Origin of the sequence: Chitinophaga flava, assembly GCF_003308995.1 — a bacterium.
Classification (GTDB): domain Bacteria; phylum Bacteroidota; class Bacteroidia; order Chitinophagales; family Chitinophagaceae; genus Chitinophaga; species Chitinophaga flava.
Genome location: NZ_QFFJ01000001.1, coordinates 2766610 through 2792137 on the forward strand (window position 1 = coordinate 2766610; position 25528 = coordinate 2792137).

At 46.3% G+C, this 25528-nt stretch carries 20 protein-coding genes; 10 read left to right on the forward strand and 10 right to left on the reverse strand.

What is annotated here, in order from left to right:
- The first annotated feature begins 206 nt into the window (after window positions 1–206).
- From DF182_RS11045 to DF182_RS11065, 5 genes are all read left to right on the forward strand, one after another.
- Window positions 207–1595, forward strand: coding sequence for a cytochrome ubiquinol oxidase subunit I (locus DF182_RS11045; RefSeq protein WP_113615679.1), 1389 nt, complete (start codon window positions 207–209; stop codon window positions 1593–1595).
- A gap of 11 nt (window positions 1596–1606) precedes the next feature.
- Window positions 1607–2641, forward strand: coding sequence for a cytochrome d ubiquinol oxidase subunit II (gene cydB / locus DF182_RS11050; RefSeq protein WP_113615680.1), 1035 nt, complete (start codon window positions 1607–1609; stop codon window positions 2639–2641).
- 427 nt (window positions 2642–3068) lie between these two features.
- The gene (locus DF182_RS11055) at window positions 3069–4028 is read left to right on the forward strand and encodes a helix-turn-helix transcriptional regulator (protein ID WP_113615681.1); all 960 of its coding nucleotides are present in this window, start codon (window positions 3069–3071) and stop codon (window positions 4026–4028) included.
- Window positions 4029–4151: 123 nt separating this feature from the next.
- Window positions 4152–5189, forward strand: coding sequence for a DJ-1/PfpI family protein (locus DF182_RS11060; RefSeq protein WP_113615682.1), 1038 nt, complete (start codon window positions 4152–4154; stop codon window positions 5187–5189).
- A 5-nt stretch (window positions 5190–5194) separates the two neighbouring features.
- Complete coding sequence (locus tag DF182_RS11065) at window positions 5195–5872, forward strand: GyrI-like domain-containing protein (protein ID WP_245957405.1); 678 nt, start codon at window positions 5195–5197, stop codon at window positions 5870–5872.
- Between the two features lie 10 nt (window positions 5873–5882).
- Here the strand turns inward: DF182_RS11065 and rnc are convergent, their stop codons facing one another.
- Genes rnc through DF182_RS11080 form a run of 3 tightly spaced genes read right to left on the reverse strand, consistent with a single transcriptional unit; the run spans window position 5883 to window position 8126 of the window.
- Window positions 5883–6602: a ribonuclease III gene (gene rnc / locus DF182_RS11070; RefSeq protein ID WP_245957406.1), complete on the reverse strand. Its 720-nt coding sequence runs from the start codon at window positions 6600–6602 to the stop codon at window positions 5883–5885.
- 10 nt (window positions 6603–6612) lie between these two features.
- The gene (gene fabF / locus DF182_RS11075) at window positions 6613–7866 is read right to left on the reverse strand and encodes a beta-ketoacyl-ACP synthase II (RefSeq protein WP_113615684.1); all 1254 of its coding nucleotides are present in this window, start codon (window positions 7864–7866) and stop codon (window positions 6613–6615) included.
- 23 nt (window positions 7867–7889) lie between these two features.
- Entirely contained in the window at window positions 7890–8126 is a 237-nt protein-coding gene (locus tag DF182_RS11080; protein WP_111594820.1) for an acyl carrier protein, read from the reverse strand.
- 532 nt (window positions 8127–8658) lie between these two features.
- Between DF182_RS11080 and DF182_RS11085 the strand changes: the two genes are divergently transcribed.
- The 5 genes from DF182_RS11085 to DF182_RS11105 all read left to right on the forward strand — a co-directional run bounded on the left by DF182_RS11085 (window position 8659) and on the right by DF182_RS11105 (window position 16305).
- Window positions 8659–9744 (forward strand): efflux RND transporter periplasmic adaptor subunit, encoded by a 1086-nt coding sequence (locus DF182_RS11085; RefSeq protein ID WP_113615685.1) that lies wholly within the window; start codon window positions 8659–8661, stop codon window positions 9742–9744.
- A 45-nt stretch (window positions 9745–9789) separates the two neighbouring features.
- On the forward strand, window positions 9790–12915 hold the full coding sequence (locus DF182_RS11090; protein WP_113615686.1) for an efflux RND transporter permease subunit: 3126 nt from the start codon (window positions 9790–9792) through the stop codon (window positions 12913–12915).
- 17 nt (window positions 12916–12932) lie between these two features.
- Window positions 12933–14264, forward strand: coding sequence for a TolC family protein (locus tag DF182_RS11095; RefSeq protein WP_113615687.1), 1332 nt, complete (start codon window positions 12933–12935; stop codon window positions 14262–14264).
- 132 nt (window positions 14265–14396) lie between these two features.
- Window positions 14397–14948, forward strand: a complete 552-nt coding sequence (locus DF182_RS11100; RefSeq protein ID WP_113615688.1) for an RNA polymerase sigma-70 factor — start codon at window positions 14397–14399, stop codon at window positions 14946–14948.
- Between the two features lie 7 nt (window positions 14949–14955).
- Complete coding sequence (locus DF182_RS11105) at window positions 14956–16305, forward strand: S41 family peptidase (protein WP_113615689.1); 1350 nt, start codon at window positions 14956–14958, stop codon at window positions 16303–16305.
- A gap of 13 nt (window positions 16306–16318) precedes the next feature.
- On the opposite strand, the gene DF182_RS11110 is transcribed toward DF182_RS11105, so the two are convergent.
- The 7 genes from DF182_RS11110 to DF182_RS11140 form a co-directional block, all read right to left on the reverse strand.
- The gene (locus tag DF182_RS11110; RefSeq protein ID WP_113616852.1) at window positions 16319–17239 is read right to left on the reverse strand and encodes an alpha/beta fold hydrolase; all 921 of its coding nucleotides are present in this window, start codon (window positions 17237–17239) and stop codon (window positions 16319–16321) included.
- A gap of 265 nt (window positions 17240–17504) precedes the next feature.
- Entirely contained in the window at window positions 17505–18140 is a 636-nt protein-coding gene (locus DF182_RS11115) for a hypothetical protein (RefSeq protein ID WP_147243412.1), read from the reverse strand.
- Between the two features lie 11 nt (window positions 18141–18151).
- The gene (locus tag DF182_RS11120; RefSeq protein WP_113615691.1) at window positions 18152–18931 is read right to left on the reverse strand and encodes a hypothetical protein; all 780 of its coding nucleotides are present in this window, start codon (window positions 18929–18931) and stop codon (window positions 18152–18154) included.
- A 71-nt stretch (window positions 18932–19002) separates the two neighbouring features.
- A complete protein-coding gene (locus DF182_RS11125) occupies window positions 19003–20367 on the reverse strand; it encodes a hypothetical protein (RefSeq protein WP_113615692.1) in 1365 nt (454 codons plus the stop codon).
- A 75-nt stretch (window positions 20368–20442) separates the two neighbouring features.
- Entirely contained in the window at window positions 20443–23664 is a 3222-nt protein-coding gene (locus DF182_RS11130) for a TonB-dependent receptor (protein ID WP_245957407.1), read from the reverse strand.
- A 36-nt stretch (window positions 23665–23700) separates the two neighbouring features.
- Window positions 23701–24621, reverse strand: a complete 921-nt coding sequence (locus DF182_RS11135) for a FecR family protein (RefSeq protein WP_113615694.1) — start codon at window positions 24619–24621, stop codon at window positions 23701–23703.
- A gap of 111 nt (window positions 24622–24732) precedes the next feature.
- Window positions 24733–25458: a carboxypeptidase-like regulatory domain-containing protein gene (locus DF182_RS11140; protein WP_113615695.1), complete on the reverse strand. Its 726-nt coding sequence runs from the start codon at window positions 25456–25458 to the stop codon at window positions 24733–24735.
- Window positions 25459–25528 lie beyond the last annotated feature (70 nt).

Below are 25528 nucleotides of genomic sequence, written 5' to 3' on the forward strand. Positions count from 1 at the left end.
AAAATAAAAAAGCCCCCATTGATTAAAACAAATCAATGGGGGCTTTCTCTTTTCATACAAATTAATTATTTTATCTTCATATAAGCATGGCTAAATCTTCGCTTATATCTCCGCTCATCGGGAGAATCAAATGAATCAATGGTTCATGATAAATATCAGGTTGTCAGATTGGATGAGCTCCTAACTTTGTATCATAATTCAAGATTATGCCTTCCGTTGAAATACTATCCAGAGTACAATTTGCTTTTACAATAGCATTCCATTACATCTATCCTCCGCTGAGTATCGGACTGGGCTTGTGTTTGGTGATAATGGAAGGTCTTTACCTGAAAACAGGTAAGTTGTTGTACAAGGAAATCACCAAATTCTGGATTAAGATATTCGCCCTGATATTTGGCATAGGTGTGGCCACTGGTATTGTCATGGAATTTGAGTTTGGCACCAACTGGGCTACCTATTCCCATTACGTAGGAGATATCTTCGGAAGCGCGCTGGCAGCGGAAGGGATTTTTGCTTTTGCGATGGAGTCTGCCTTCCTCGGAGTGCTGTTATTTGGATGGGACCGCGTGCATAAAGCTGTACATTATTTTTCCACTATTATGGTAGCATTCGGCTCTGCCTTGTCTGCATTGTGGATCGTGATTGCCAACTCCTGGCAGCAAACCCCTGCCGGTTACCGCATAGAAGGACATGCGCTTGGAGCACGCGCTGTGGTGACTGATTTCTGGGAGATGGTGTATAACCCTTCCAGCATAGACCGCTATGCGCATGTTATCATCGGTTCTTTTCTGGCAGGGTCTTTCCTGGTGATGAGCGTTGCCGCCTGGTATATTCTGAAAAAACGTTTTGAAGCACATGCACAGGCGATGTTCAAAGTAGGCTTATCGGTAGCGGTGATAGCCGCGCTGATGCAGCTTTTCACCGGCCATCGCTCAGCACATTATGTCAGTAAATATCAGCCAGCCAAACTGGCCGCGATGGAAGGGCATTACGACAGCCTTTCCGTAGCAGATATGTATATCGTGGGCTGGGTTAATAATAAAACTGAAACCACTACCGGTATCAAAATTCCGGGAGGCCTTTCTTTCCTGACCCATGGCAGCTTCAGCGCTCCGGTGGAAGGATTGCGGGCTACTCCGCCACAGGACAGACCCGGCGCTGTCAACTTCGTTTTCCAGACCTATCACATTATGATCTCTATCGGTGTAACACTGATAGGACTTACGTTGCTGGCACTGTTATTACTATGGAAAAAGAAACTGTTTGAACAACGATGGCTGATGATCATCTTCGCCTGGGCAGTGTTACTGCCGCAGATCGCTAATCAGATGGGATGGTATGCCGCTGAAGTAGGCCGCCAGCCCTGGGTGGTATATAAACTGTTACGTACCTCCGATGCCCTTTCCAGAAAGGTCACCGCCGATCAGGTTATGTTCTCCCTCATCCTCTTTACGTTAGTATATGTGTTGCTGTTTGCGTTGTTCCTCTACCTGTTGAACCGTAAAATACAGCATGGACCAGATATAAGTGGAAGCAAAAGAGATGACGACCACGATCAGTACTATCCTAATAATCTCGAAAATCTCCCTGCTTAAAATACTGTTGTATGGAAACAATACTCGGACTGGACCTTCCCACCTGGTGGTTTTTAGTGATCGGCGGACTGATCACCGGTTATGGTGTACTGGATGGTTTTGACCTCGGTGCCGGATCTTTACACCTGTTCTTTAATAAGGAAGAAAGCCGCCGTCTGGTGCTAAATGCAATCGGGCCGGTATGGGATGGTAACGAAGTATGGCTGGTCATCGCCGGAGGAGCATTGTTTGCGGGCTTTCCGCTCGTTTACGGAGTGATCCTTTCGACCTTTTACATTCCTTTTATGTTATTTCTGGTGGCTTTGATTTTCAGGGCTATCTCTATAGAATTCCGTAGCAAGGAACCCTGGACCTGGTGGCGTAAAATGTGGGATATCTCTTATACTGTTTCCAGTACCGCCATCACGTTGTTGCTGGGATTGGTATTGGGTAACCTTATCCATGGGCTGCCGCTCAACAGTCAGCATGAATTCACCGGCAACCTGCTGACATTCTTCAACCCCTACGCTATTCTCATCGCTTTCACCACCTTGTCGCTGTTTATGCTGCATGGCGCCATTTACCTGGTGATGAAAACCGAAAACCGGCTCTATGCCAAGCTCACAGTCCTGGTGAATAATTGCAGCAAGTTTTTCATTCTCTGTTTCATATTAACCTCGATGGCTACACTGATCTATATCCCACATATGACACATCAGTTCAAGGACCATCCACAACTATTTATTCTCCCGATGATAGCGGTGTTTACCCTGCTCAACATCAAACGGAATATTGATTCCAGGAGATACTTCACCGCCTTTTTCTACTCCTGCATTATCACTTCCTGTCTGCTGATTCTCTTTGCGGTGGGGCTGTATCCCAATATTGTGCTTTCTACCACAGACCCTGCTAATAGTATCAGCATCTATGATGCCGCCTCTTCCACAAAATCATTGAAAATAATGCTGCTGATAGCGGCCATCGGTACTCCGCTGGTAATTGGTTACAGTATTTTTGTGTTCTGGACTTTTAGAGGTAAGGTGAAGTTGACAGATATGAGCTACTAGAACGATGATTCATATGATTTTACTGATGCTCCTGATGAGCGGAGATAAAAAGCGAAGCCCCCATTGATTAATCAACGGGGGCTTCGCCTTTATATATTAAATTAGTTATAACTAAAATTCGATTTAATCTCCGTTCATCAGGATTATCAGCAAACATCAAAACAGCAACTTTAGATATCATAGTTAAAAAAAGGCCCCCGTAAGAAATTACAGGGGCTTACCATTTAACCTATATTCTGTACTGTAGCATCGTGTTTGTTGATCTCCAAAAAATTCAATCTCACACTCATTATCAACCACTTAATTATTTTCGGAGATTTCTTACATATTAAAGACAGCTGAATCTTCTCAAAGTTTAACGGAGGATAAAAAAAAATGAAAAATAATTTTAGGCGACCGAAATTAGTGGTCTTAACCAGGCTATTCCATGAACCGCATAGATAGACTTACCGCCATCCTGATCCAGTTGCAAGGCAAAAAGATTGTAAAAGCAGCGGAGATATCCGAACGCTTTAATATCAGCCTCCGAACGGTTTACCGCGATGTGAAAGCATTGCAGGAGGCCGGTGTGCCTATTGGCGCAGAGGCCGGCACCGGTTATTATATTGTAGACGGGTACCATCTTCCCCCGGTAATGTTCTCAAAGGAGGAGGCTGCCGCCCTGCTGACCGGTGAAAAGCTGATGGAACAGTTCAGTGACCATTCCAACCGCAAGCAGTTTGGCTTTGCTATGGAAAAGATCCGGTCTGTGCTCCGGGGCTCCGAAAAGGATTATCTGGAATCTCTGGAAGAAAATATTGCCGTTATCCGCAACGGCCCCACTGTTTCAGAAGACAGCTTTCCCAACCGTTTTCTTTCAGATATCCAGCAAGCCCTTGGCCACCAGCAGATCATCAGCATAGAATATTTTTCCCTGGGAGAAGAAGTGAACACCCGCCGCGAAGCAGAACCTATCGGGATCTTCCATGACAACCACAACTGGCATCTGATCGCCTGGTGCCGGCTTCGGCAGGGATACCGGGATTTCCGGGTAGATCGTATCCGCAAATTAAGCCTCTCTTCCTCCTATTTCAAAAAGGACAAACACCCATCGCTCCAGCAATACCTGGAACAGAGACGTAGTAACGCCCCTGAAAAAACCCTGCTGGTAAGAATAGAAGTGGATAAGGAGATGATGCGCTATATGCGTCAGCAGTTGTATTATTTCGGTCTCATGAAGGAAGTCGCCAAAGACGATAAAGTGGAACTGACTTTCCTCATGTGCAGTTTCCAGTACTTTAGCCGCTGGCTGGTCATGTATGGTAACACTGTGAAGGTACTGGAGCCAGAGCCTCTCAAAACCACCATGCGAGAACTGGTAACAGAGCTAAAAGATCACTATCTGTAAAAATATAATACACAACAACATACACACTTTAAAATTAATATTCAATATATTTAGACCTCTCCTGACATAGGGTTGTCACACCCCGTTCGTTGCTTTGTATTGTAATCAAAAAACAAAGCAATTATGAAAGCGCCACGCAAATGTTATGTGTATGTATACAATCAGTATTCAGATTGGGAACCAGCTTTAGCCATTTACGGACTCAGTAATTTCACTGATGTTCAGGTAGTGACGTTTTCACTTGACGGTCAACCTATTACCTCCGGAGGCAATGTGAGCGTAACACCACAGCAAAGCCTGTCACAGGCCCTGGATGCTGATATAGACCTGCTCATCATTCCGGGAGGAGCCACCATCGCCAGCAACCCCGAACATAACGCCATTCTGCCGCTGATACACAAACAACTGGATAATGGCCGGCTCCTGGCCGCCATCTGCGATGCTACTGCTTTTATCGGTAATCATGGTTTCCTTGATGAGGTACCTCATACCAGCAATGATGCTTCGGTACTCAAAATACTGGCCCCTGATTATAAAGGACAGGCCCACTATAAAAATCAACCTGCTGTAACCGGTGGTAACCTGATTACTGCCAGTGGCCCCGCCATGGTGCCTTTTACCAGAGAGATCTATATGGCACTCGACCTGCTCGGTAACCAGCAGCTGGCTTTCTGGTTTGGCTTCTTTGCCGACGGTCCGGCGCCGGAGTTTAGCCAGGTAAATCCCCTTACATTCTTCTACCGCAGCTATGAAGTCAATTATAGTGGTATGCTTGCACTGGTACGTACCGCCGCCCGGGAAATATACCAGCAGGCCATCGCTACCGGCATGGAGATCTCTGGCCCTGTTCAGTGGCACTATCACCAGTTTGATGGCAAACCCGAAACAGTCTTCCGGCTTGATATAGGCGTTCCTGTTACCACCGCTGGCCCGGTGCCTGCTCCATACCAGTGCGAGGTTCTGCCAGGTTTCGACTGTATCACCATGCCCCACAAAGGCGGTTGGGACAAGCTGGGAGAAACCTATGGTAAACTGTTGGGCGCTATCAACCTCCTGGGTATCAAGATGACGGGCTACAACCGCGAACAATATTTCCAATACGACTTTCAACAGCCAGACCAGAATATTACCAATATCCAGATTGGTGTGGTAAAACCCTAATTACAATGAAATACTGGAGTAACCTTGGATGGATACTACTGATAGGATTTACTATTGACTATGAAATAAAACTAACGGAAATGGCTAAACTCGAACTTACCAAATCATTCAAAAGCTATTACAGCGCTGCCACTACAGCGGAGCTGGCCACTATGGAAAAAGGGCTCTTCCTGACGATCAACGGTCAGGGAGACCCTAACGGGGAGGCTTTCGCGGAAAACATCGGCGCCCTGTATACAGTTGCATACGGCATCAAGTTTTTATGTAAAAAAGCGGACAGTGACTTTACTGTCAGCAAGCTGGAAGGTTTTTGGTGGGTAGAGGATGCCAAAGGAGATCCGCGGCAGGCGCCGCGAGACCAATGGTGTTATGAGCTGGCCATCCGTATGCCCGATTTTGTAACCCGTCAACAACTGTCTGCCTCCGTGATGAGTGCAGAAAAGAAGAAGCAGTCAACCCTCTTCAGAAACGTAGACCTGAAAACGATAGAGGAGGGGAGATGTGTGCAGATCATGCACATAGGACCTTTTAGCGAAGAACCCGTTTCATTGAAAAAGCTGGAAGTGTTGATGGAGCAGCAAAACCTGAAAATGAATGGACGGCATCATGAGATATACCTGTCGGATTTCAGGAAAACAGCACCGGAGAAACTGAAAACGATTCTGCGGCATCCGGTAAAATGATAAGGAGAAATTAGTCAGCGAGTCCTAACTGTTGGATGGCTTGCTGGGCAGCGATCTGGCTGGCGTCTTTTTTATTGAAAGCTTTACCGGTGCAAATCAGTTCACCGTCTACTACAGCGCCTACAGTAAAGATACGCCGGCCATTGTCCATTTGTTCTTCGAGGAGTTCGAACTCGAGGACTTTGCCGTTTTTATTAGCCCAGCCATACAGCTTGTTTTTGTGGTTCATTTCCACGCTTTCCAGCAGCTCCATATCGATGTAAGGCATGAGGATGCGTTTGTGCACAAACTGCTGGGTTTTATTGTAGCCGCGGTCGAGGTATACAGCACCTACGAGGGCTTCGAGGGTATTACCGAAGATCTGACTGATTTTCAGAAAACTATTGTACTTATCGTAGATAGTGAGTTTGCGCAGGCCCATTTTGATAGCGATATCATTGAGTTGCTGGCGGTTTACAATTTTGGAACGCATCTCTGTAAGATATCCTTCTGTTTTGTAAGGATATTTTTTAAAGAGATAATCACCCACAATTGCTCCCAGAATGGCATCGCCAAGGTATTCCAGCCGCTCATTGCTTTCGAGAAACTTCTCTTTGCTTGAGCGGTGGCTAAGGGCTATCTCATACAGGGCAAAGTTACCTGGCGGGAAACCCAACAGGCTAGTGAGCTCTTTGTATAAGTGCCGCTTCTTGGATACGAGTCGATATAAAAATCCTGGCAGTAATCTCACACGATCAAGATCAAGGAACAAATTTTTTGAAAATAACAGAGGCATTATGTCCGCCAAAACCAAAGGTGTTGGATAATGCAGCTCTTACTTCTCTCTTCTGTGCAGTGTTAAAGGTAAAGTTTAATTTCGGGTCCAGCTGAGGGTCGTCGGTAAAATGGTTAATTGTGGGTGGTACAAGACCATTGATGATAGACATGATAGCAGCTATTGACTCAATAGCACCGGCTGCACCGAGTAAGTGGCCTGTCATGGATTTGGTGGAGCTGATGTTGAGATCATAAGCATGTTCACCAAATACTTTCTGAATAGCCTTTACTTCTGCGATATCACCCAGTGGGGTAGAAGTACCATGTACGTTGATATAATCAATATCATTAGCCTGTAAACCGGAATCTGCCAGCGCCTGCCGCATTACGTTCATCGCACCCAGTCCTTCCGGATGAGGGGCTGTGATATGATGGGCATCTGCTGTAGCGCCTCCGCCGGCTAATTCAGCATAAATTTTTGCACCTCTCGCCAACGCATGATCCAATGATTCCAGTACCAGCGCACCTGCACCTTCTCCCATTACAAAACCATCGCGGTCGAGGTCGAAAGGACGGGAAGCGGTCTTAGGATCATCATTTCTTTCAGACAAAGCCTTCATGGCGTTAAAACCACCCACACAAGGTTCGTTGATCACATTTTCCGAGCCGCCGGTAACTACCAGATCGGTTTTACCATAACGGATACTGTACATCGCCTCAATGATTGCATTGGTGGCAGAAGCACAGGCAGATACAACGGAAAAATTAGGCCCTCTGAAGCCGTGGCGGATAGAAATATAACCAGCGGCAATATCAAGAATAAGCCTGGTGATCAGGAAAGGGCTGAAACGGGGAGTCCCGTCTCCGGTATGAAATTCTCTTAACTCGTGACTGAAGTTAATCATCCCACCAACACCGGTACCCCATATCACACCGGCCCGATCCACATCGATCTTGTCCTTGTTGATATTGGCGTCCTGTATTGCCTGATCTGCGGCTATCACCGCTGTTTGTGTAAAGGGGTCCATCTTGCGGGCCTCCTTCTTATCCAGGTAGTTAGTAGGGTCGAAATTCTTCAGTTCACAAGCAAAACGGGTTTTGAACTTGGAAGCGTCAAATTGACGGATATAATCCGCGCCGGATACACCGTTCGCCAATCCGTGCCAGAATTCGGCTACGGAATTGCCGAGCGGTGTAAGAGCGCCTAAACCTGTAACGACAACTCGTCTTGGTTGCATTAAAACAATTCTGATTAGTAGGATTATTTTACATGTTCTTCCAGGTAAACAACTGCCTGGCCAACAGTAGTAATAGTTTCAGCTTGTTCGTCAGGAATGGAGATGTTGAATTCTTTTTCGAATTCCATAATCAGTTCTACCGTATCCAAAGAGTCAGCGCCTAAGTCGTTGGTGAAGGAGGCTTCAGGAGTTACCTCGGCTTCGTCAACGCCCAATTTGTCAATGATGATCTTTTTAACTCTTGATGCAATGTCTGACATAATTTTAAGTGTTTTTGGTTTAAAACTTGAGTGCAAAAATATAATTTTTATTGAATTGCCAAGAGATAGCCCGAATTTTAACCTGCACTCTCCTTTTTTATTCCTCCCAAACCCAATACAGTAAACATATTCTTCACTTTGTTAATAAAAGATTTATGTCCCGGCATCCCCCCGTCTGATAGGATTTTCCCCCTTTTTTCCATCCCCTGAATACCAATACACCCTTCTTCATCTCTTCCAAAAAACGTATATTATCATGTTCTAAAATAGCCAAATATTTAAATATTCATCCTTGCCGAAGCAATAAAAATCCATTTAACCTGCTTTTTCACCACTTATCTAACCCCTTAACGCTAATTAACAGTCACCTCATCCATTCACCCCCTCCATTTATTAAATTTGTCCGGCTTATGAGAAGCCGTTAGCTATACGTAACACAACTGGATGCAACACCTCAACAGTAGAATGTTAAAATACTAACTGCCCTTCGGTAATTTATCATTAAAAGCTAATCGCTAAAAGGCTTAACAACATGCCCAACATCAACAAAACAGTCCGCTCCACTATTATAGTGGTAGCTGTAGGCATCGTGATCTTTCTGATTTATAAAAAAATAACCGGCAAAAAAGAAGCTGCCGCCGCAACCAACGGCGCCGCCGCCAAAGGAGCCAACTCAAAACAGCTCCTCACAGACGCCTGGATCGTAAAAACTGATGCCCTCGCTCAAGCCATCGAAGCAAGCGGTACATTACAAAGCAATGAAGAAGTAGAAGTTAAACCGGAAATTAACGGCCGCATCACCCACCTCTATTTTAAAGAAGGTACCAACGTTAAAAAAGGCGACCTCCTCGTAAAAATCTACGATGAAGACCTTCGCGCCCAATTACAAAAACTGAAACTACAACAGGAACTGGCCAAAACAACACTCGAACGCCAGGAAAACCTGCTCAAAATAAACGGTATCAGCCGCCAGGATGTAGACGTAACCCGCAACCAGGTTAGTGCCTACGGCGCCGATATGCAATACACCCAGACCCAGCTGCAGAAAACAGAACTCCGCGCCCCCTTCAGCGGCAAACTCGGACTCCGCAATGTCAGTGAAGGAGCCATCGTATCTTCTGCTACCATCATTACCACCCTCCAACAGATAGACCCTCTTAAAATGGACTTCGCCGTAGCAGAAAAATACCGGAACGTCATCAAAATAGGCGACCAGGTCAGCTTCTCCGTTGCCGGCGACAATAAAGAATACAAAGGCAGCATCTATGCTATCGATCCGAAAATAGATCTGACCACCCGCACCGTTAAACTCAGGGCCATCGTACCCAACAATAATGGTACACTCTTCCCCGGATCTTTTGCTAAAGTAAAGATCACCCTGAAAGATCTTCCGGATGCTATCATGATCCCCTCTCAGGCAGTCATCCCTGGCACCCGCGATAAAAAAGTAATCGTTGCCGATAGTGGCAAAGCCAAATTTGTGATCGTAGAAACAGGCATCCGCAACGAAAACAATGTACAGATCACCAGCGGCCTCCAGCCAGGAGATACCGTAGTTACCACCGGTATCCTCCAGCTGAAACCTGGTATGCCGCTGAAGTTCAACAAAATACAATAGTGAAAGAGGGCGATTACCTGCTGTAATCCCTAAAAAAATATTCCAATGAGTCTACCTTCATTATCTCTCAAACGCCCTGTTCTGGCAATTGTGATGAATATCATCATTGTGATATTCGGTCTCGTGGGCTTTTCCTTCCTTGGAGTGCGAGACTTCCCGGCCATCGATCCGCCCATCGTAAACGTGCGGACATCCTACGCCGGCGCCAACTCAGACATCATCGAAACACAGATCACCGAACCACTGGAGAAATCTATCAACGGTGTCGCCGGTATCAAAAACATATCTTCCAGCAGCAGCCAGGGTAGTAGTAATATCACCGTGGAATTTGAGCTGGGCCAGGACCTCGAAGGCGCCACCAACGACGTGCGCGATAAGGTATCCCAGGCCCTGCGCAGCCTCCCGCCGGATATCGACGCACCACCCGTTGTATCCAAACAGGATGCTAACTCAGACGCCATCATCTCCATGACGGTACAAAGCAACACCCGCAACCAGCTGGAAATAACAGAATACGGTACCAACGTATTACTCGAAAAACTGCAGACCATCCCTGGAGTTTCCCAGATCCAGATATGGGGCGAAAAAAGATATGCCATGCGTATCTGGATGGACCCGGCTAAACTGTCCTCCTATAGCCTTACGCCATCTGATATCCAGGCTGCGCTTCAAAGAGAAAACGTGGAACTGCCCTCCGGTAAAATCGCCGGTAACGCCACCGACTTTACCGTACGCACCTTCGGCCGCCTCTTCACGGAAGAAGATTTCAACAACCTCATCATCAGAAATATCAACGGCAGCGAAATACGCATCCGGGATATAGGCCAGGCTGTACTAGGCCCCGAAAATGAAGAAACGGTACTCAAAGAGTCCGGCATCCCTATGATCTCGCTGGCGCTCATCCCGCAGCCCGGCTCCAACTATGTAGCTATCGCCGATGAGTTCTATAAACGATACGAACAACTGAAAAAAGATATCCCGGAAGACTATACGGTCAACATTGCCATGGACAATACCCGGTTTATCAAAAAATCTATTGAGGAAGTAGAAGAAACCCTGATCGTGGCACTCACGCTCGTGATCCTCATCGTATACCTCTTCTTCCGTGACTGGCTCATGGCCTTCCGCCCGCTGGTAGACATTCCCGTGTCTCTCATTGGCGCCTTCTTTATCATGTATATCTGCGGCTTCACAATAAATATCCTCACCCTCCTGGCTATCGTACTGGCTACCGGCCTTGTGGTGGATGATGGTATCGTAGTGACTGAAAATATTTACAAAAAGATTGAAGCCGGTATGCCTCGTATGAAGGCCGCCAGGGAAGGGTCTGAAGAAATTTTCTTCGCCGTAATTGCGACTTCCATCACCCTGGCCTTCGTATTCCTTCCGATCATCTTCCTACAGGGATTCGTAGGACAGCTCTTCCGCGAATTCGGTATCGTGGTGGCTGGTGCCGTACTGATCTCTGCCTTTGTATCGCTGACACTCACACCGGTGCTCAACGTAAAACTGGGCCGTAAAACGCATACCCACTCCTGGTTCTATACCAAAACAGAACCTTTCTTCCGCTGGATGGAAGATGGTTATAAAAATTCACTGGAAGCGTTTATGCGTTTCCGTTGGGTGGCCGGACTGATCATCGCTGGTTGTCTGGTGATGATTTATTTCCTGTTCAGAACACTGCCCTCCGAGCTGGCTCCACTGGAAGACAGAAGCCAGTTCCGCCTCTCCATCACCACGCCGGAAGGTACCTCTTTCGACTATATGGATAACTACGTGGACAAACTCACCAAATTCCTCGCGGACTCCATACCTGAAAAGAAAATCATCCTCAGCGTTACCTCTCCTGGTTTCAGTGGCGCCGGTGCGGTCAACTCCGCCTTTGCCAACGTCATGCTCACCGAACCACAGGAGCGTACCCGCTCTCAGAAGGATATCGTGAACATGGTCAACCGCAACATGGCCCGATATCCTCAGGGTAAAGTGTTTGCCATCGAAACACAGACCATACAGGTAGGACGCAGAGCCGGCCTCCCCGTTTCATTTGTGCTCGAACATATCAACTTCGACTCACTCACACATGTATTGCCCAAGTTCATGGAAGAAGTAGGTAACAGCCCTGTCTTCCAGGGTACCGACGTAGATCTGAAATTCAACAAGCCGGAACTGCGTATACATATCAACCGTGATAAGGCTACACAGTTGGGCGTTTCAGTACAGGACATCTCTCAGACGCTGCAGCTTGCACTGAGTAATCTCCGTTATGGTTATTTCATCCGCAATGGTAAACAGTACCAGGTAATGGGCCAGGTGTTCCGCGCTGACCGCGACGATCCTACCGACCTTCAGAACCTGTATGTACGCAACTCCCGCGGCGAAGCTATACAACTCGACAACGTAGTAAGCATCGAAGAAGAAACCAGTCCGCCGATTATCTACCACTTCAATCGCTATAAATCAGCGACCATCTCCGCAGGTCTTGCTCCCGGCAAAACTATCGGCGACGGCCTTAAAGAGATGTACCGCATCTACGACAAACTGGAAAAAGAAAAAGTCATCAGCGACTCTTATTCCACCGCATTGTCCGGATCTTCCCGCGACTACGCGGAAAGTGGCTCCAATACGATGTTCGCGCTGGGACTTGCACTGGTACTGATCTACCTCGTACTCGCTGCACAGTTTGAAAGCTGGATCGACCCGCTGATTATCATGCTCACCGTACCACTGGCCTTCGCAGGCGCATTGTTATCACTGTGGATATTTGACCAAACCTGGAACATCTTCTCTCAGATTGGTGTGATCATGCTCATCGGGCTGGTAACCAAAAACGGTATCCTCATCGTGGAATTTGCTAACCATCAACGCGATGCAGGCCTCGCCAAAGGAGACGCTGTAATACATGCTTCTGCCATGCGTTTGCGTCCTATCCTGATGACCAGCCTTGCCATGGCACTGGGTGCATTACCAATTGCTATGTCACTGGGAGCTGCGGCTACCAGCCGTATTCCGCTGGGTATCGTGATCGTAGGTGGTATCGTGTTCTCCCTGGTACTCACATTATATGTTATTCCGGCTATGTATACATTCTTCTCCCGTCACGGTAATAAAAGCAACGATGGAGAGGAGGAGGAAGAAGATAAAGAAGAAGGTGTAGCAGCCGCTCATGCATAAACTGTATTAATTTTTTTATGAAGAAATATATCACCGGAAGCTGCCTGTTCCTCATCATGTTACTGGGAAGTATCGCCGCCACTGCGCAGGAAAAGATACTGACCCTGGAGCAGGCAATAGACGTGGCACTTAAAAACAATTTCTCTATCAGGCTGGCCAGAAATACGGCTGAACTGTCGGCTAACGATTACGCCTATGCGGACTTTGCATTTGCGCCACGCCTCAACGCCACCGCCGGCGCCAACTGGAGCCGTACCGCCACCAAACAGGAGTTTGCCAACGGTTCCAAAAGAGATACCAGCGGCATCAAAGGAAATAATGTCAATGCCAGCGTCAATCTCAGCTGGACACTCTTCGATGGTCTCAAAATGTTCGCTACCCGCGAAAAACTGGAAGCCATCAAAGACCTTGGTGAGATGGGCATCAAAGACCAGATACAAAATTCCATTGCTACCCTGATCGGTGGTTACTACAATATCGTGCAGCAAAAACAACAACTGCGCGCTATCAAAGAACAACTGTCGATTTCAGAAGAAAGAGTGAAACTCTCCGACGCTAAATTCTCTACCGGCCTGGGTCCTAAAACAGACCTGCTGCAGTCTAAAGTGGATTACAACGCACAGAAAGCACTTTTCCTGCGGCAGCTTACGCTCATCGAACAAAGCAAGGCATTACTGAATCAGCTGATGGCCGTACCTGCAAACGCCATCGGATATGATGTACAGGATTCTATTCCCATCAATGCAAGTCTGTCATTTGTAACGTTGCAGCAAAACATCGCCAACAACAACACGGCGATCAAAGTACAACAACAGAATATCAATATCTCAGCGCTCACTATCAAAGAACGTCGCGCCGACTACTTCCCGACTGTATCCTTCAACTCCGCTTATAACTTCAACAGGAGTACGTCTAACGCAGCATCCAACAACTTCAGTCCTCGCTTTAACCGCAACGGGGTAATCAACTACGGACTCACTGCAGCTATTCCTATCTTCAATGGCTTCAATGTAAAACGTCAGGTGAAAAATGCCCGGATAGATTTAGATTATCAGAATATCACACTCGATAACATCAAATCACAGATCGATCTCTCCCTGAATAATGCTTTCAAGGATTATGAATATTACAAGAAAGCTTTAGCACTGGAAGAAGAAAATAACACGCTGGCAGAAGAAAATATGATGGTGGCACTGGAACGCTTCAAACAAGGCGTATCTACTACCATCGAGGTAAAACAGGCCCAGCAAAGCCTGGAAGACTCCAACTACCGTCTTATCCAGGCCCGATATAATACCAAACTCGCTGAAACAGAACTGCAGCGGCTCAACGGCTCCCTCCTGCAATAGTCAGTATACCACTCCATAAAAGCGCAAAGCAGCAAAGACATCAAGGGTTTTTGCTGCTTTGCGCTTTTATATGAAATAGTGCAGCTCCTTAACATTCCTGTAACATAGCCTGCTTATATTTATAACCAGATAATGCAACAACCTCGAACTATGTCTGTAAGCCCTCCTAAAGCTCATTTTGAAAAAATATTTGAGGAGAACAATGCGAAGGTGTACCGGTTTGCATTCAAATTAACCGGTGATGCTAACCGGGCACAGGAAATCACCCAGTTATGCTTTGTTCGCCTCTGGGAAAATATGCACCAGCTGAAAGAAGGGCAGGATGTTTTTCCCTTGCTGTTTGTGTACGTCAAAAATCTCGTCATAGACGAAACCCGTAAGCTTTACCGGGAAAAAAAAGCCCTCTCCCTGGTAGCTGATAACCAGGCCTCCCAAACAGCCAGCAGCGGAGAAAAAATACTACTGCAAAAAGAGTTAGCTACACAACTGCAAAAAGTAGTGGAAAATATGCCGGAACAACGACGTAACGTATACATACTAAGCCGTAGTGAAGGATATAGCCACAAGGAAATCGGACAACAGTTGTCCATCTCTCCGGCTACCGTTAAAAACCACCTGACAGCCGCACTGCAATACATCCGCAAAGAACTGCTCCATCACTTTAATATCGACACCACCCAATAATTACATCATGAAATACTGGTACCTGGGAATAGCCCTCTTCTGTATGGCCTGTAGCAAAAAAGATCAGCCCGCACCTACGCCCACTGGCCCTGTCACCCAACAGGAAATCAACAACTGGATGCTGGACAGCATGCGCCTTTTCTACCTGTGGAATGAAACCCTGCCCATCTCTGCCAGCCCCCAACAGGAAACAGTCTCCTTTTACAACAGCCTGAAAAACACCGCAGATCCTTTTTCGGCGATTTATAATCCGGGCAACTGGGCCACCTACCCCAGAAGCATGCTATACAACTATGGCATGGATTACAGCATCATTCCACATCCTTCTGCTTCCAGTGGTTTTATTGGCGTCGTGCGCCTCGTTGTCCCAGGCTCTAATGCCGAGAAGGCGGGCTTTAGCCGTGGTATGTATTTTACAGCTATCAATGGTCAGCCGGTCAACAACAGCAATGCTGCCACCATCACTGCACAACTTCTGCGGGAAGGAAAAGGAAACTTCACCCCGGCCACCATCACAGCAGGCGTTATCAGCGAACAAACACCGGTGGAAGTACTACTGGGCATCGCTACTGAAAATCCGATCTATCTTCAGAAAGTGATTAACAGCAACAGCAAAAAAATCGGCTACCTCTTTTACAACGCATTCAACGATAGTTACAATAACGCTTTGCTGACTGCCTTTCAGGATTTCAAAACACAAGGTGTCACCGAACTGATTCTTGACCTTCGATACAATACGGGCGGAAGCCTGGCCGCAGCGGCTGTTTTATCCAGCCTGGTAGCCAGCCGGCTCAATGCACAAACTTCATTTGTAGAGTATACCGGTAATAACAGACTAGGCAAACAACTGCTGGATGTCAGCACTACACTGCGTTATCCCGAAAGTGGCACACCGGTAAACTTCAGCAGTATCCAGTCTTCCCGTCTCACACTGGACCGCGTTTATATCCTTACCGGCCGTCAAACCATCTCCGCAGCAGAGTTGACCATCAATAACCTCAAGCCCTATACGCAGGTAATACAGATAGGACAAACTACCTACGGAAAAGACAAAGGTGCCGTTATTATCAAAGACGGTAGCCGCCGCATCACCTGGGTATTACAGCCTATTGCTTACCGGCTGTCCAATGCCAAAGGAGAAGGCAATTATGCTGCAGGTATCGCACCGCAATATGTGGTAGATGAAATGACCAACCTCCCGCTTTCTGCCATCGGCGATATCAGCGATCCCCTCATCAACAGGGCGCTGGCGCTGATCAACGGAGGAAGCAGATCAGCATCATCAGAAAATGTAAACAGAGAGAACACCTACTTTAACACCTTGTCTACCGGTGCAGAAGTGATCATTCCACGCTAAAGCGTGGTTTCCATTATTGAGCCAGTAAAAAAGCCAGGAATTCTTTTTGTACCTGGGGAGTATTCTCCTGTACAATCCAGTGTCCGGCATCTTTTATGATCACCCCTTTAACGTTGTCGGCTACCAACCGGCAATGTTCCGGAAGAAAAGAAGATGCGAACTCTCCGGCCATAGCCAGCAACGGCATTTTCAGCTTGTGCTTCATAAATTCCTGATTATCTCTGGCATCCTGTGGAAATGCAGCAAACCAATGGAAGCTTCCTGCAATAGACCCATGTACCGAATAGGCTCTGATAAACTCATCTGATTCCTGTTTGGTAAAGGGGTCCTTTACATGCCCTACTACCGGCCAGAAGCCTGTCAGGAATGCGTTCGCTTTTCCCTCAACAATATCCGGTGAAGTAGGCCAGGCAAAGAAACCAAACCACCAGGCAGCGCCCCGGACCTGCGACCACACCGGTTCTACACCTGGTAATAATGCGTCCATCAGGACCAGTTTCGTCACTTCATTTTCATATTGTCTGGCATAGGCATAGGCCACCATCAGTCCTATATCATGGCCTGCAAGCATGATATTGTTAAATCCCAGTTTTTGCATCAGGGCATGTATATGTAACGCCATCGTTTTCTTATCGTAACCATCAGCAGGCTTACCGGATTCACCAAGCCCGGGAAGGTCGGGAGCAATCACTGTAAAGTGTTTTGACAATTCAGGAAGCAAACGCTCCCACATATACCAGTTCTGTCCGAAGCCGTGCAATAACAAAAGCGGCAGGCCTTTTCCTCCTATGACATAATGGATGGTCAATCCGTTTTCAACGGTCATCACTTTGCTTGCAAAATTGGAAGGTGGAGCAGCAGGCTTAATAGACTGGGCAAAACCAATGACAGTTATGCTGATAAACAACAGCAAAAGAACACTTGATTTTCTCATAGATTTAAATTTAAAAGTCTGCTTAAAAGCAAACAATTGGAGTTATTCACAACAAACATAGACCACTGATAAAACAATCAGAGGTATTAAGAAAACAGTCTATAACAAAAGAGGTTTAAATTCAATTCAACTTATTAGGACCCTGATGAGTACGGTGCTTGTCTCTAATAAAAAAAGCTGTCTCCTAAACAGGAGGCAGCCGCTTTCTTTTGCATTGCTTGTAATAAATATGGAGAATAAACCAAATAGGGTCTTCGTAAATATGTTAGTAGAGGAAAATGGGTTTCATACCAGGATGACGGTCGTATAAGGTAACATGCTGCAAAACTGTTCTGCTACCGGCTCCCATCAGTTTTAAACCTTCAGACATCGGGGAGTGGTAATGCAGCTGTACATATCGTACAACACCGGAGCTATCCTGTTCATTTGTTCCGCCATAGGCAATACCCGGCATTAGTTTATTGTCGGGATGATCTGCCAGCGGCATCTTGTTTTTAACCGGGGCTTTGCCCAGCAACAGTACATTGCCTTTTTCCTTTATAGAGATATGAATCGGGGAACCCGCTGTACCTGCTGCATGCAGATATGCACCGCGGGTGATCACGAGACCACCGCTGTTGCTCTGTTCTCCCGGAAGAATATGTATAATGGACCCCGGCTCAATACGCAGGGTAGACTCATTGCTCACATATACCCATCCTTTGATATACCATGGATGATTGGCAGTAAGGAGAGTATTGGCATTGATCACCTGTGTCAGCGTATCGGTGGTGGGGATGATTTCCAGGTTTGTATGCGTTGTTACCGGCTGATCATCCTTCGTGCAGGCGTATAGCAACAACAGGGAGATAACTCCGATGTAACACAATCGCCTATACGAAAAGTTTTCTTTTGGTAACATACCACATTATTTTAGATGGTGTTGGGAACCATTTTAACCTTGTTGGTTTCCGGTGTATCACCGTCCACATCAATAATAGACACCAGGTTAAAGCGGCCTTTAAAGCTTTCATAGCTCATGTTCATAAAGATGTAGCTGCCATTTACGGTATTAGCCTGACGTAATATCCAGTTACCCGTTTTGCTATCCTTCAGTTTGAACACATAATTTAAGGTGGCTCCGGCGGCCGACTTACAAGGCAATGTAAACACACGCGGGTCAAGCACACCTTTTTTCAATCCTTTTACTACCAACACTTCCGTCAGCACTGCTGGTCTTCCAACGGAGGTATAGATATACATCTCGGCTTCCGGGTAGTCATTAAAGGATTGATTGAGATAATAAAAAAGCTGAAACTTACTGGAATCAGGTGTTACAGCGGCACTACCGATAAAACCGTTAATATTGAGCAGACGGGAACTGATCACCCTAAAAGATTGCGCGCTGTTTTGGGTAATGATGATGGAGGTATCTGCTACCAGCGAATCTGTGCCGGCTTTATAAATACTTAATTTGGCTGCCTGCTGTCCGGCTGGTAAAACCACATCCACAGTGGGTATCGCCTCAGGGGCTTTTATCATCGCTCCCACCTTTTTTCCGTTATAAAAGATGTCCAGATTGGTGGTATCACCTAATACAACCTGAGTAAGGGCTACTCTGCCGAAATAGTTTTCCATGGGAAGTTCGCCTTTCCGGCAGGCGTATAGCAGCGTAATAAATGCAGCTAAAAAAAGTAACTTTCTATATCGCATATGTATTTATTGTTGCGGATAAAAGGGTAAGAGAACAACGTGCAGCAAGCTGCTGCACGTTGTTGAAAAAATTAATTGTATCTGGTCCAGTTGTGGCTACCACCTACAGTAGTCCAGTCAATACCATTCGGGAATGCACCCGCCTGATCTTCAGGAGTACCTTCTGCGGCAAAGAAGCTGGCTGCTCCACCGCTGCGGTCAAACGGACTAGTCAGGCTGATACTAGACAGAGTCGTAGTACCAACGTTTCCGGTTGGTGTACCGATAACAGTGAATACTTTGCTCACCTCTTTAGCATAAGCTCTAACATAACCATGAACGAAGTTGTTGGTGAAAACAGACACACCGCTTACGTATTTGTCGTAAGTAGTACCTACTGTCTGATCCAGGCTGATACCAGTAGAGAAACCAACAAAGATGGAGTTCTTCAGGTTGAATTCAGCATTTCTTCTCAGGTGAGCGGCACGGCCATATTTGAATCCACCAGCGCCGTTGGCAGCTTTGGCTGCGTTGGGTAAACCTACAATGGTGACATAGTTGTAAGTAGGACGGGTGATTGGAGTAGCACCAGTACCACCAGCGTTGTTGTCGCTTTCAAAACCATTAGACTCGCTCTGGTCAGCACGGGTAGTGTCAGACAGACCCAGTGCATAAGAGATAGTACCGCTATATCCGTTGTCTGTATCGAAAATATCATCCAGTGCGTCAATAGCCAGCAGGTGAGAAGCATTTACAGTACCGCCGAAGAATTCGAAAGCATCATCGTTTGCTTTGAATACTTCTACGTAATCAATAACGGTTCCGTTACCAACACCAGCCAGTGTCAGACCGTTTAATTCATTGTTCAGAGACAGAGCAAAACCAGCATACTCAATACGAACGAATTTCAGGATACCGGAGTTGTCATTAGGAAGATTACCGCCGAAAGTAGCATCAGCAGGTGATACGTCAGGAATACCTTCTACACGGGTGGTAGTAGGAGCGTTGGTAGGTGCTTTACCCAGCAGTACTACACCAGACCAGTCACCGGATTGTGGAGTGCTGGAATTGGAAGTGAATACGATAGGGTTGGCAGCAGTACCTTCAGCCAGAATTTTTGCACCTTTAGTGATGATGAGGCCACCACCGGCAACGGTAGAGGAACCACTCAGGTCACCTTTGATAACGGTACCAGGCTGAATAATCAGTACGTCAGCGGAGTCAACATACACCAGGCCACTCAGGTGCCATACAGTACCACTGGTCAGCAGAATGGTATCCGCTACACTGTGGGAAGTACCTAATACACCAGAGAGGGTAGGAGAAGCTGGAGGCGTTCCGATAGCAGTTACCGGACGACCTTCCTGAGCGTGGTTCTCTTTTTTGCAGGAAGCAAACAGTACAGCACCTAAAGCGGCAGCTGATAAAAGGGCTAATCCAAAGGGTTTTCTTTTCATGATTTTGTTTTTTTTCTTTTAACAAAAACGGGATACCTGATCAGGATATATAACAAAAATGCGCATGCTCTTTCATCAGAATTTGTAACTGGCGGTCAGGCTAAAAGTCCTTCCAGGACTGGCTTTATAGTCGATCGCATCGTTACCGGCATGGTATAACAACCGTTTGGTAGTAGGCATTTTACTGCCAGCCAGAATTTGCGGATCATCATCAAAACGGTTGATATATACCAGGCTGAAACTGTTCAGCAGATTGGATACATTTAATCTTAATTCACCTTTGCCTTTCAACAGATGAAATGCCAGCTGTGCGTCCAGTGATTCGAGCGGACGCTCAAACAACGAGAGGGCATAGATTTCATTGGCCCTGTACATCCTGTTGGTTACATAGTTGTACACCAGGTTAAAAGATACCGGCTTGGTATCATAAGCCAGACCAGCATTCACCATGTAGTTGCTGGCGCCAGCCTGTGGTCTCTTTTCTTCCGGTAATACATTTTCAGTGATCACCACTTTACGCGGGTTATCAGGGTCTGTCCCATCAAAACGAACAATCATCGGCGTTACACGGGAATCCAGATAAGTGAAGTTGCCGGATAACGTGATGTTACGCAACACGGGCACACCAGTAAACTGAAATGATTTACGCAGCTCTATCTCCAGACCATAATTCTTTGCCTCTTTACTGTTGCGCAAACGGAATTCGTTGTTGGCTTCCTTGAATATCTCCATCGGGTTCTTCATCTTCTTATAGAAAAGAGAGAAAGACACAATCTCACCAGGTCCTGGATACCATTCATAGCGGAAATCATAATGGCGTATAGTGGTAGACGTTACATAGGTGCTATAGTAAGTACCTCCCAGTTCAAAGTCATACTCTCTCAAACCGCTCATCTCACGCAAGTCCGGACGGATAATACTTTCTGCATAAGCCAGACGCAGATTCATGGAAGGTGTGAGGCTGTAAGTAAGATTGGCGGAAGGAAACAGCCGGAAATTAGGTTCCCTGTTTCTTAAACCGGACAGGTCCAGTTTATTATCTTCACCACGGCCTCTGTTGAGGTCCTGATCCAGCACATCCAGGGCAGCATTAACATTGTTAAGATTATAGTATTCTCCACGAACACCCCATACCAGCCTGAAATCACCGATCTTGTTGTCCAGCATACCATAAACGGCATGCAGGGAGGCCGAGCGGTTATAGTTGTCACCAAAACGTTCCAGTTTTGTTTCCAGTCCGTTTGCAGGTGTCATGAGAGAAGATACAGGCAGATAATTTTGTCCTGGGTTCTGGATGGTATTGGCAGTGTTGATCACATAAAAAAAGCGGTTTTTACTCCAGCCACCATAGCCCAGTTTGAAAGTATTATCCAGCGGCAAAGCACCGATATTGAATTTAAAAGGTTGTGTAGCAGACAGGTCCCAGCTGTAGTTGTTCTCACGAGCTCTGCTCCAGGTGCGGAGTGCGCCGGCGGTCACATTGATCGGGAAAAGATAATCAACGTTATAGTTGTTGGGATAATTGTTGTCTGTGTCCAGGTAGTTACCTGCAAAAAAATGGTTGTCGGGGCGCTGGCGGTCCAGCTGTGTATAGCTACCCAGCCATTTTACTTTAAGCCCGTTATGACCAATGGAATGTTCTCCTTTCAGTTGGTTCTGCCACAAACCAGTGACACCAGTCATATCAAAATAAGCATAGGTATGTGCACTGTAGGCGGCAGACTGGCCAATACCAGATACCAGCTGCTGATCAAGAGAACGTTGATAGATGCTTTGAAAACCAATACGGTTGCGCTCATTACGGAAACCGATTCCTGCCATGCCACCCAGATTGGTGGTAAAGCCATAACGTTGTCCCCGGAAAGCGGCATAATCCATCGACTTATCACCTTCAAAACCTGCACGGCTCATCACTACATCCTGTGTAGCCAGCGTATTACGGTAATTGGCTGCCAGGATCACACCAAACTGTCCTTTACCATGCTCTGGTAACACACGGCCCAGAGAAACCTGATAGTTCGTAGATGGCTGTGCATTAAAAGATGTAATTCCGTAGTTGTTATTGAAATGTTCGCCTTTACCGATACTGGCGTCAAATGCACTGATGATATCTGCACGGTCTTTCCAGTCAAATTTACCCAGTAGCTTACGATGGTCTGAAGCTTTCGCCCAGTATTCCTTGCCTTCCAGCGGAAGCGATAAAAACGTTTTACCAGTTGTTTTATCATTATAACTACCACCCACACTGATGTTGAGAAAATTTTCAGAAGGGATGTCTACTGTATTTACTTCAACCAGCCCTCCACCAAATTCCGCACTACGGTCAGGAGTAAGTGTCTTAATGACAGTTATATTTTCAATTACATTAGAAGGAATAATATCGAAGCTGAAGTTTTTACGATTCAGTTCTGTGCTGGGCATCAGCTGACCATTCAGCGATGCCTGGTTATAACGCTCGCTCAATCCGCGTACCACTACATATTTGTTATCCAGTGTAGACAAGCCACTCACGCGTTTCAGCACTTCGCCTACGTTTTTATCCGGTGTGCGGGCGATGAGGTCTGAACTGATACCATCAGTGATGCCCGCATTATTTTTTTGAAGCGCATAAAGCCCTTCTATAGAGGATTTCCGGTAGTTGCCGGTAACTGTCACTTCCTTCAACCGGGAACCGCTGCTTTTCAGTACAATATTCAGTGGTGTGATCTCTTTGGATGTCACTTCCACATCTGTCACTTTACGGCTGTCGAAAGAGATATAGGAAAAAGTGAGCGTGTATTTACCTGGCTCCAGTTGCAGCTCGTAGCTACCGTCTACATTAGACACGGCGCCTTGTCCTCCTTCTACCACGATGGTTACACCTGGTAATGGTTCATTTTTACTGTCTACTATTCTGCCGGTAACACGGCCGCTAACCTTTACGGCTGCTTTTTCCGCCTTGCCTTTGCGTACGGCGATAGTACGGTTATTAGTCAGTTCAATATCAACAGGAGCATGCTGATCGAGATACTGCAATACCTTTCCTAATGGAGCACCATCAAACTTTACAGCAGAAAGTGTGCACTGTGTCAGGTATTCGGGATCGTATATAAAAGTATAAGAGGTCTGGTCCTGCAATGATTTCACAACGGCGGCCGCATTAGTCCGTACCGACTGCAGCTGTACTTTTTCAGTAAGAGAAATATAGGACTGGGCCTGCAACAGGAAAGGCGATGACCCCATCATCAACAGGAACAGGGACAGCAGTTTAAAGGACATACGTTTCCCTGTACAAAATCTTTGTGTAGATTTTTGCATACTTCAGTTAGATTAAATAGATAGTTTTAATTGTGGTTAGTTGCGTTTGCGTTGTACCTGGAATGTACTGTCATTTACACGAGTAATGGAGATGTTGTGCACATACGCCAGGGTGGTCAATATTTTTTCTGGTGATACTTCTTTTTTAAACTCGCCGGATATCTTCCTGTGGCCTATTTCCGGTTGTTCCAGGATGATATGGATACCATAACGCTGCTGCAGTTTCATTAAGGCATCCGCCAGACTGGTATTTTCAAAATGTATTTTACCGCTCTTCCAGTCCAGTACTTCGTTCTGTCCGAAAGCCATCAGCTGTGGTTCTTTGCCATTCACATACTCCAGCATCTGGCCAGGTAATAATATTTTATTGAATCCATGCAATTTGCTTACTGCAATTTTTCCCTCTATCAGGCTCACCTGGATAGCACCATCGGCCTTGTTGGAAGTGGCAATATTAAAGGATGTTCCCAGTACAGTGGTAGTAAGACCGCCGGCATGGACCATAAAAGGCCGGTCTTCATCTTTTGCTACTTTAAAATAGGCTTCGCCGGATAACCACAGTTCTCTGTTTTCTTTGTTGTACAGCAGTCCATAACGTACCGTGGAATGAGCATTCAGCCACACTTCAGAACCATCTGCCATGGTAAACAATTGGATATTGTTGCTGTTGTTGCGCAATGTGTCATAATGGGCTGCCAGTTCCTGCCGCGCATGTCCCTGTTGCCACAGAAAAGATACCAGCCCTATCATACCCGTTACTACGGCCGCTGCTGCTGTATACCACCAGCGATGTATTTTGGGCGTAGCCGCTACCGGTGGATTGGCGGCATCCCACTTTTCCATCATAAACTCATCGAGCAGGGGAGAGTCCGGCGCCGATAACCAGGCTTCAACAACAGTCGCTTCCCGTTCCGTACAATGTCCTTTAAAATACTTGTCCAGTAGTTGTTTGTCCATATCCCAGATTCCCTGCTTTGGGTGTTTACATGAAGAGTACGTTCGGGAAACGGGATGTTCCTAGTCAGATTTACGGGTTAACAATTTGGTAATATTTGACCTTGGGGAGAATTATTTGCCCTTTGTCCGCTGATATTCTTCAAATGACTGTTTGATGAACAGCAGCAGGTCATATTCAGTAGCATCATTGAGGAACTGATAACCAGGGCGATATTTATGCATGAAGGAATCCAGCTCAGGGCTTTGCAGTTTGGTCATTTTGCCCACCAGCTCAGGAGAATAACGGTAATCAATATACTTTTCCTTTTCCCAATACAACAGCTGCTCATGGAACTGCTCCTTACGCTTACGCGCTTTGCTGGGCACCAGGTACGACAAGGCAGTAATAGGATTGGCAGGCAGCGTTTTTAATACGTCTACAGCACCTGGTTTGCGGTAACGGAAATAACGATCGTATTCATCACGCATAGCCAGTGAATCCTTTTTATAGTTGCTTCCTCTTACATTCACACCCTGTAACTCAAAAAGCCTTTTCTGCAGGTAGATATCCAGAGAAGAAGACATACCAGGCATTACAATCTGGCGCTGGGTATAACTGAGCATAGAAAACTCAATGGTATCACCCGGCATACCTTCAATATAAAAACGACCACTCTCACTGCTGAGCGTGCCCGTCATTGTTCTTTTATTAATGATGGAAACAAACGGCAATCCCGTTTTCGTTTCCTGGTCTGCCACCATACCAGACAATCGTACCTGCGCTGATGTGTGCTGTTGGCAAATGAAAAAGAAGAAAAAAAGTGCTCCGATATATGCTAAAAGTCGAATCATGGACATACTAATCGTTCAAATTTAACGTTCCACCCGCAAATGAAAAGTTAAAAAAGCGGGGGAATGACAGTGCTCA

Excerpts from the sequence above, each read along its gene's own strand:
- DF182_RS11045 (WP_113615679.1), top strand. The coding sequence starts at position 207 with ATGCCTTCCGTTGAAATACTATCCAGAGTACAATTTGCTTTTACAATA.
- cydB (WP_113615680.1), top strand. The coding sequence starts at position 1,607 with ATGGAAACAATACTCGGACTGGACCTTCCCACCTGGTGGTTTTTAGTG.
- DF182_RS11055 (WP_113615681.1), top strand. The coding sequence starts at position 3,069 with ATGAACCGCATAGATAGACTTACCGCCATCCTGATCCAGTTGCAAGGC.
- DF182_RS11060 (WP_113615682.1), top strand. The coding sequence starts at position 4,152 with ATGAAAGCGCCACGCAAATGTTATGTGTATGTATACAATCAGTATTCA.
- DF182_RS11065 (WP_245957405.1), top strand. The coding sequence starts at position 5,195 with ATGAAATACTGGAGTAACCTTGGATGGATACTACTGATAGGATTTACT.
- fabF (WP_113615684.1), bottom strand. The coding sequence starts at position 7,866 with ATGCAACCAAGACGAGTTGTCGTTACAGGTTTAGGCGCTCTTACACCG.
- DF182_RS11080 (WP_111594820.1), bottom strand. The coding sequence starts at position 8,126 with ATGTCAGACATTGCATCAAGAGTTAAAAAGATCATCATTGACAAATTG.
- DF182_RS11085 (WP_113615685.1), top strand. The coding sequence starts at position 8,659 with ATGCCCAACATCAACAAAACAGTCCGCTCCACTATTATAGTGGTAGCT.
- DF182_RS11090 (WP_113615686.1), top strand. The coding sequence starts at position 9,790 with ATGAGTCTACCTTCATTATCTCTCAAACGCCCTGTTCTGGCAATTGTG.
- DF182_RS11095 (WP_113615687.1), top strand. The coding sequence starts at position 12,933 with ATGAAGAAATATATCACCGGAAGCTGCCTGTTCCTCATCATGTTACTG.
- DF182_RS11100 (WP_113615688.1), top strand. The coding sequence starts at position 14,397 with ATGCAACAACCTCGAACTATGTCTGTAAGCCCTCCTAAAGCTCATTTT.
- DF182_RS11105 (WP_113615689.1), top strand. The coding sequence starts at position 14,956 with ATGAAATACTGGTACCTGGGAATAGCCCTCTTCTGTATGGCCTGTAGC.
- DF182_RS11110 (WP_113616852.1), bottom strand. The coding sequence starts at position 17,239 with ATGAGAAAATCAAGTGTTCTTTTGCTGTTGTTTATCAGCATAACTGTC.
- DF182_RS11115 (WP_147243412.1), bottom strand. The coding sequence starts at position 18,140 with ATGTTACCAAAAGAAAACTTTTCGTATAGGCGATTGTGTTACATCGGA.
- DF182_RS11120 (WP_113615691.1), bottom strand. The coding sequence starts at position 18,931 with ATGCGATATAGAAAGTTACTTTTTTTAGCTGCATTTATTACGCTGCTA.
- DF182_RS11125 (WP_113615692.1), bottom strand. The coding sequence starts at position 20,367 with ATGAAAAGAAAACCCTTTGGATTAGCCCTTTTATCAGCTGCCGCTTTA.
- DF182_RS11130 (WP_245957407.1), bottom strand. The coding sequence starts at position 23,664 with ATGCAAAAATCTACACAAAGATTTTGTACAGGGAAACGTATGTCCTTT.
- DF182_RS11135 (WP_113615694.1), bottom strand. The coding sequence starts at position 24,621 with ATGGACAAACAACTACTGGACAAGTATTTTAAAGGACATTGTACGGAA.
- DF182_RS11140 (WP_113615695.1), bottom strand. The coding sequence starts at position 25,458 with ATGTCCATGATTCGACTTTTAGCATATATCGGAGCACTTTTTTTCTTC.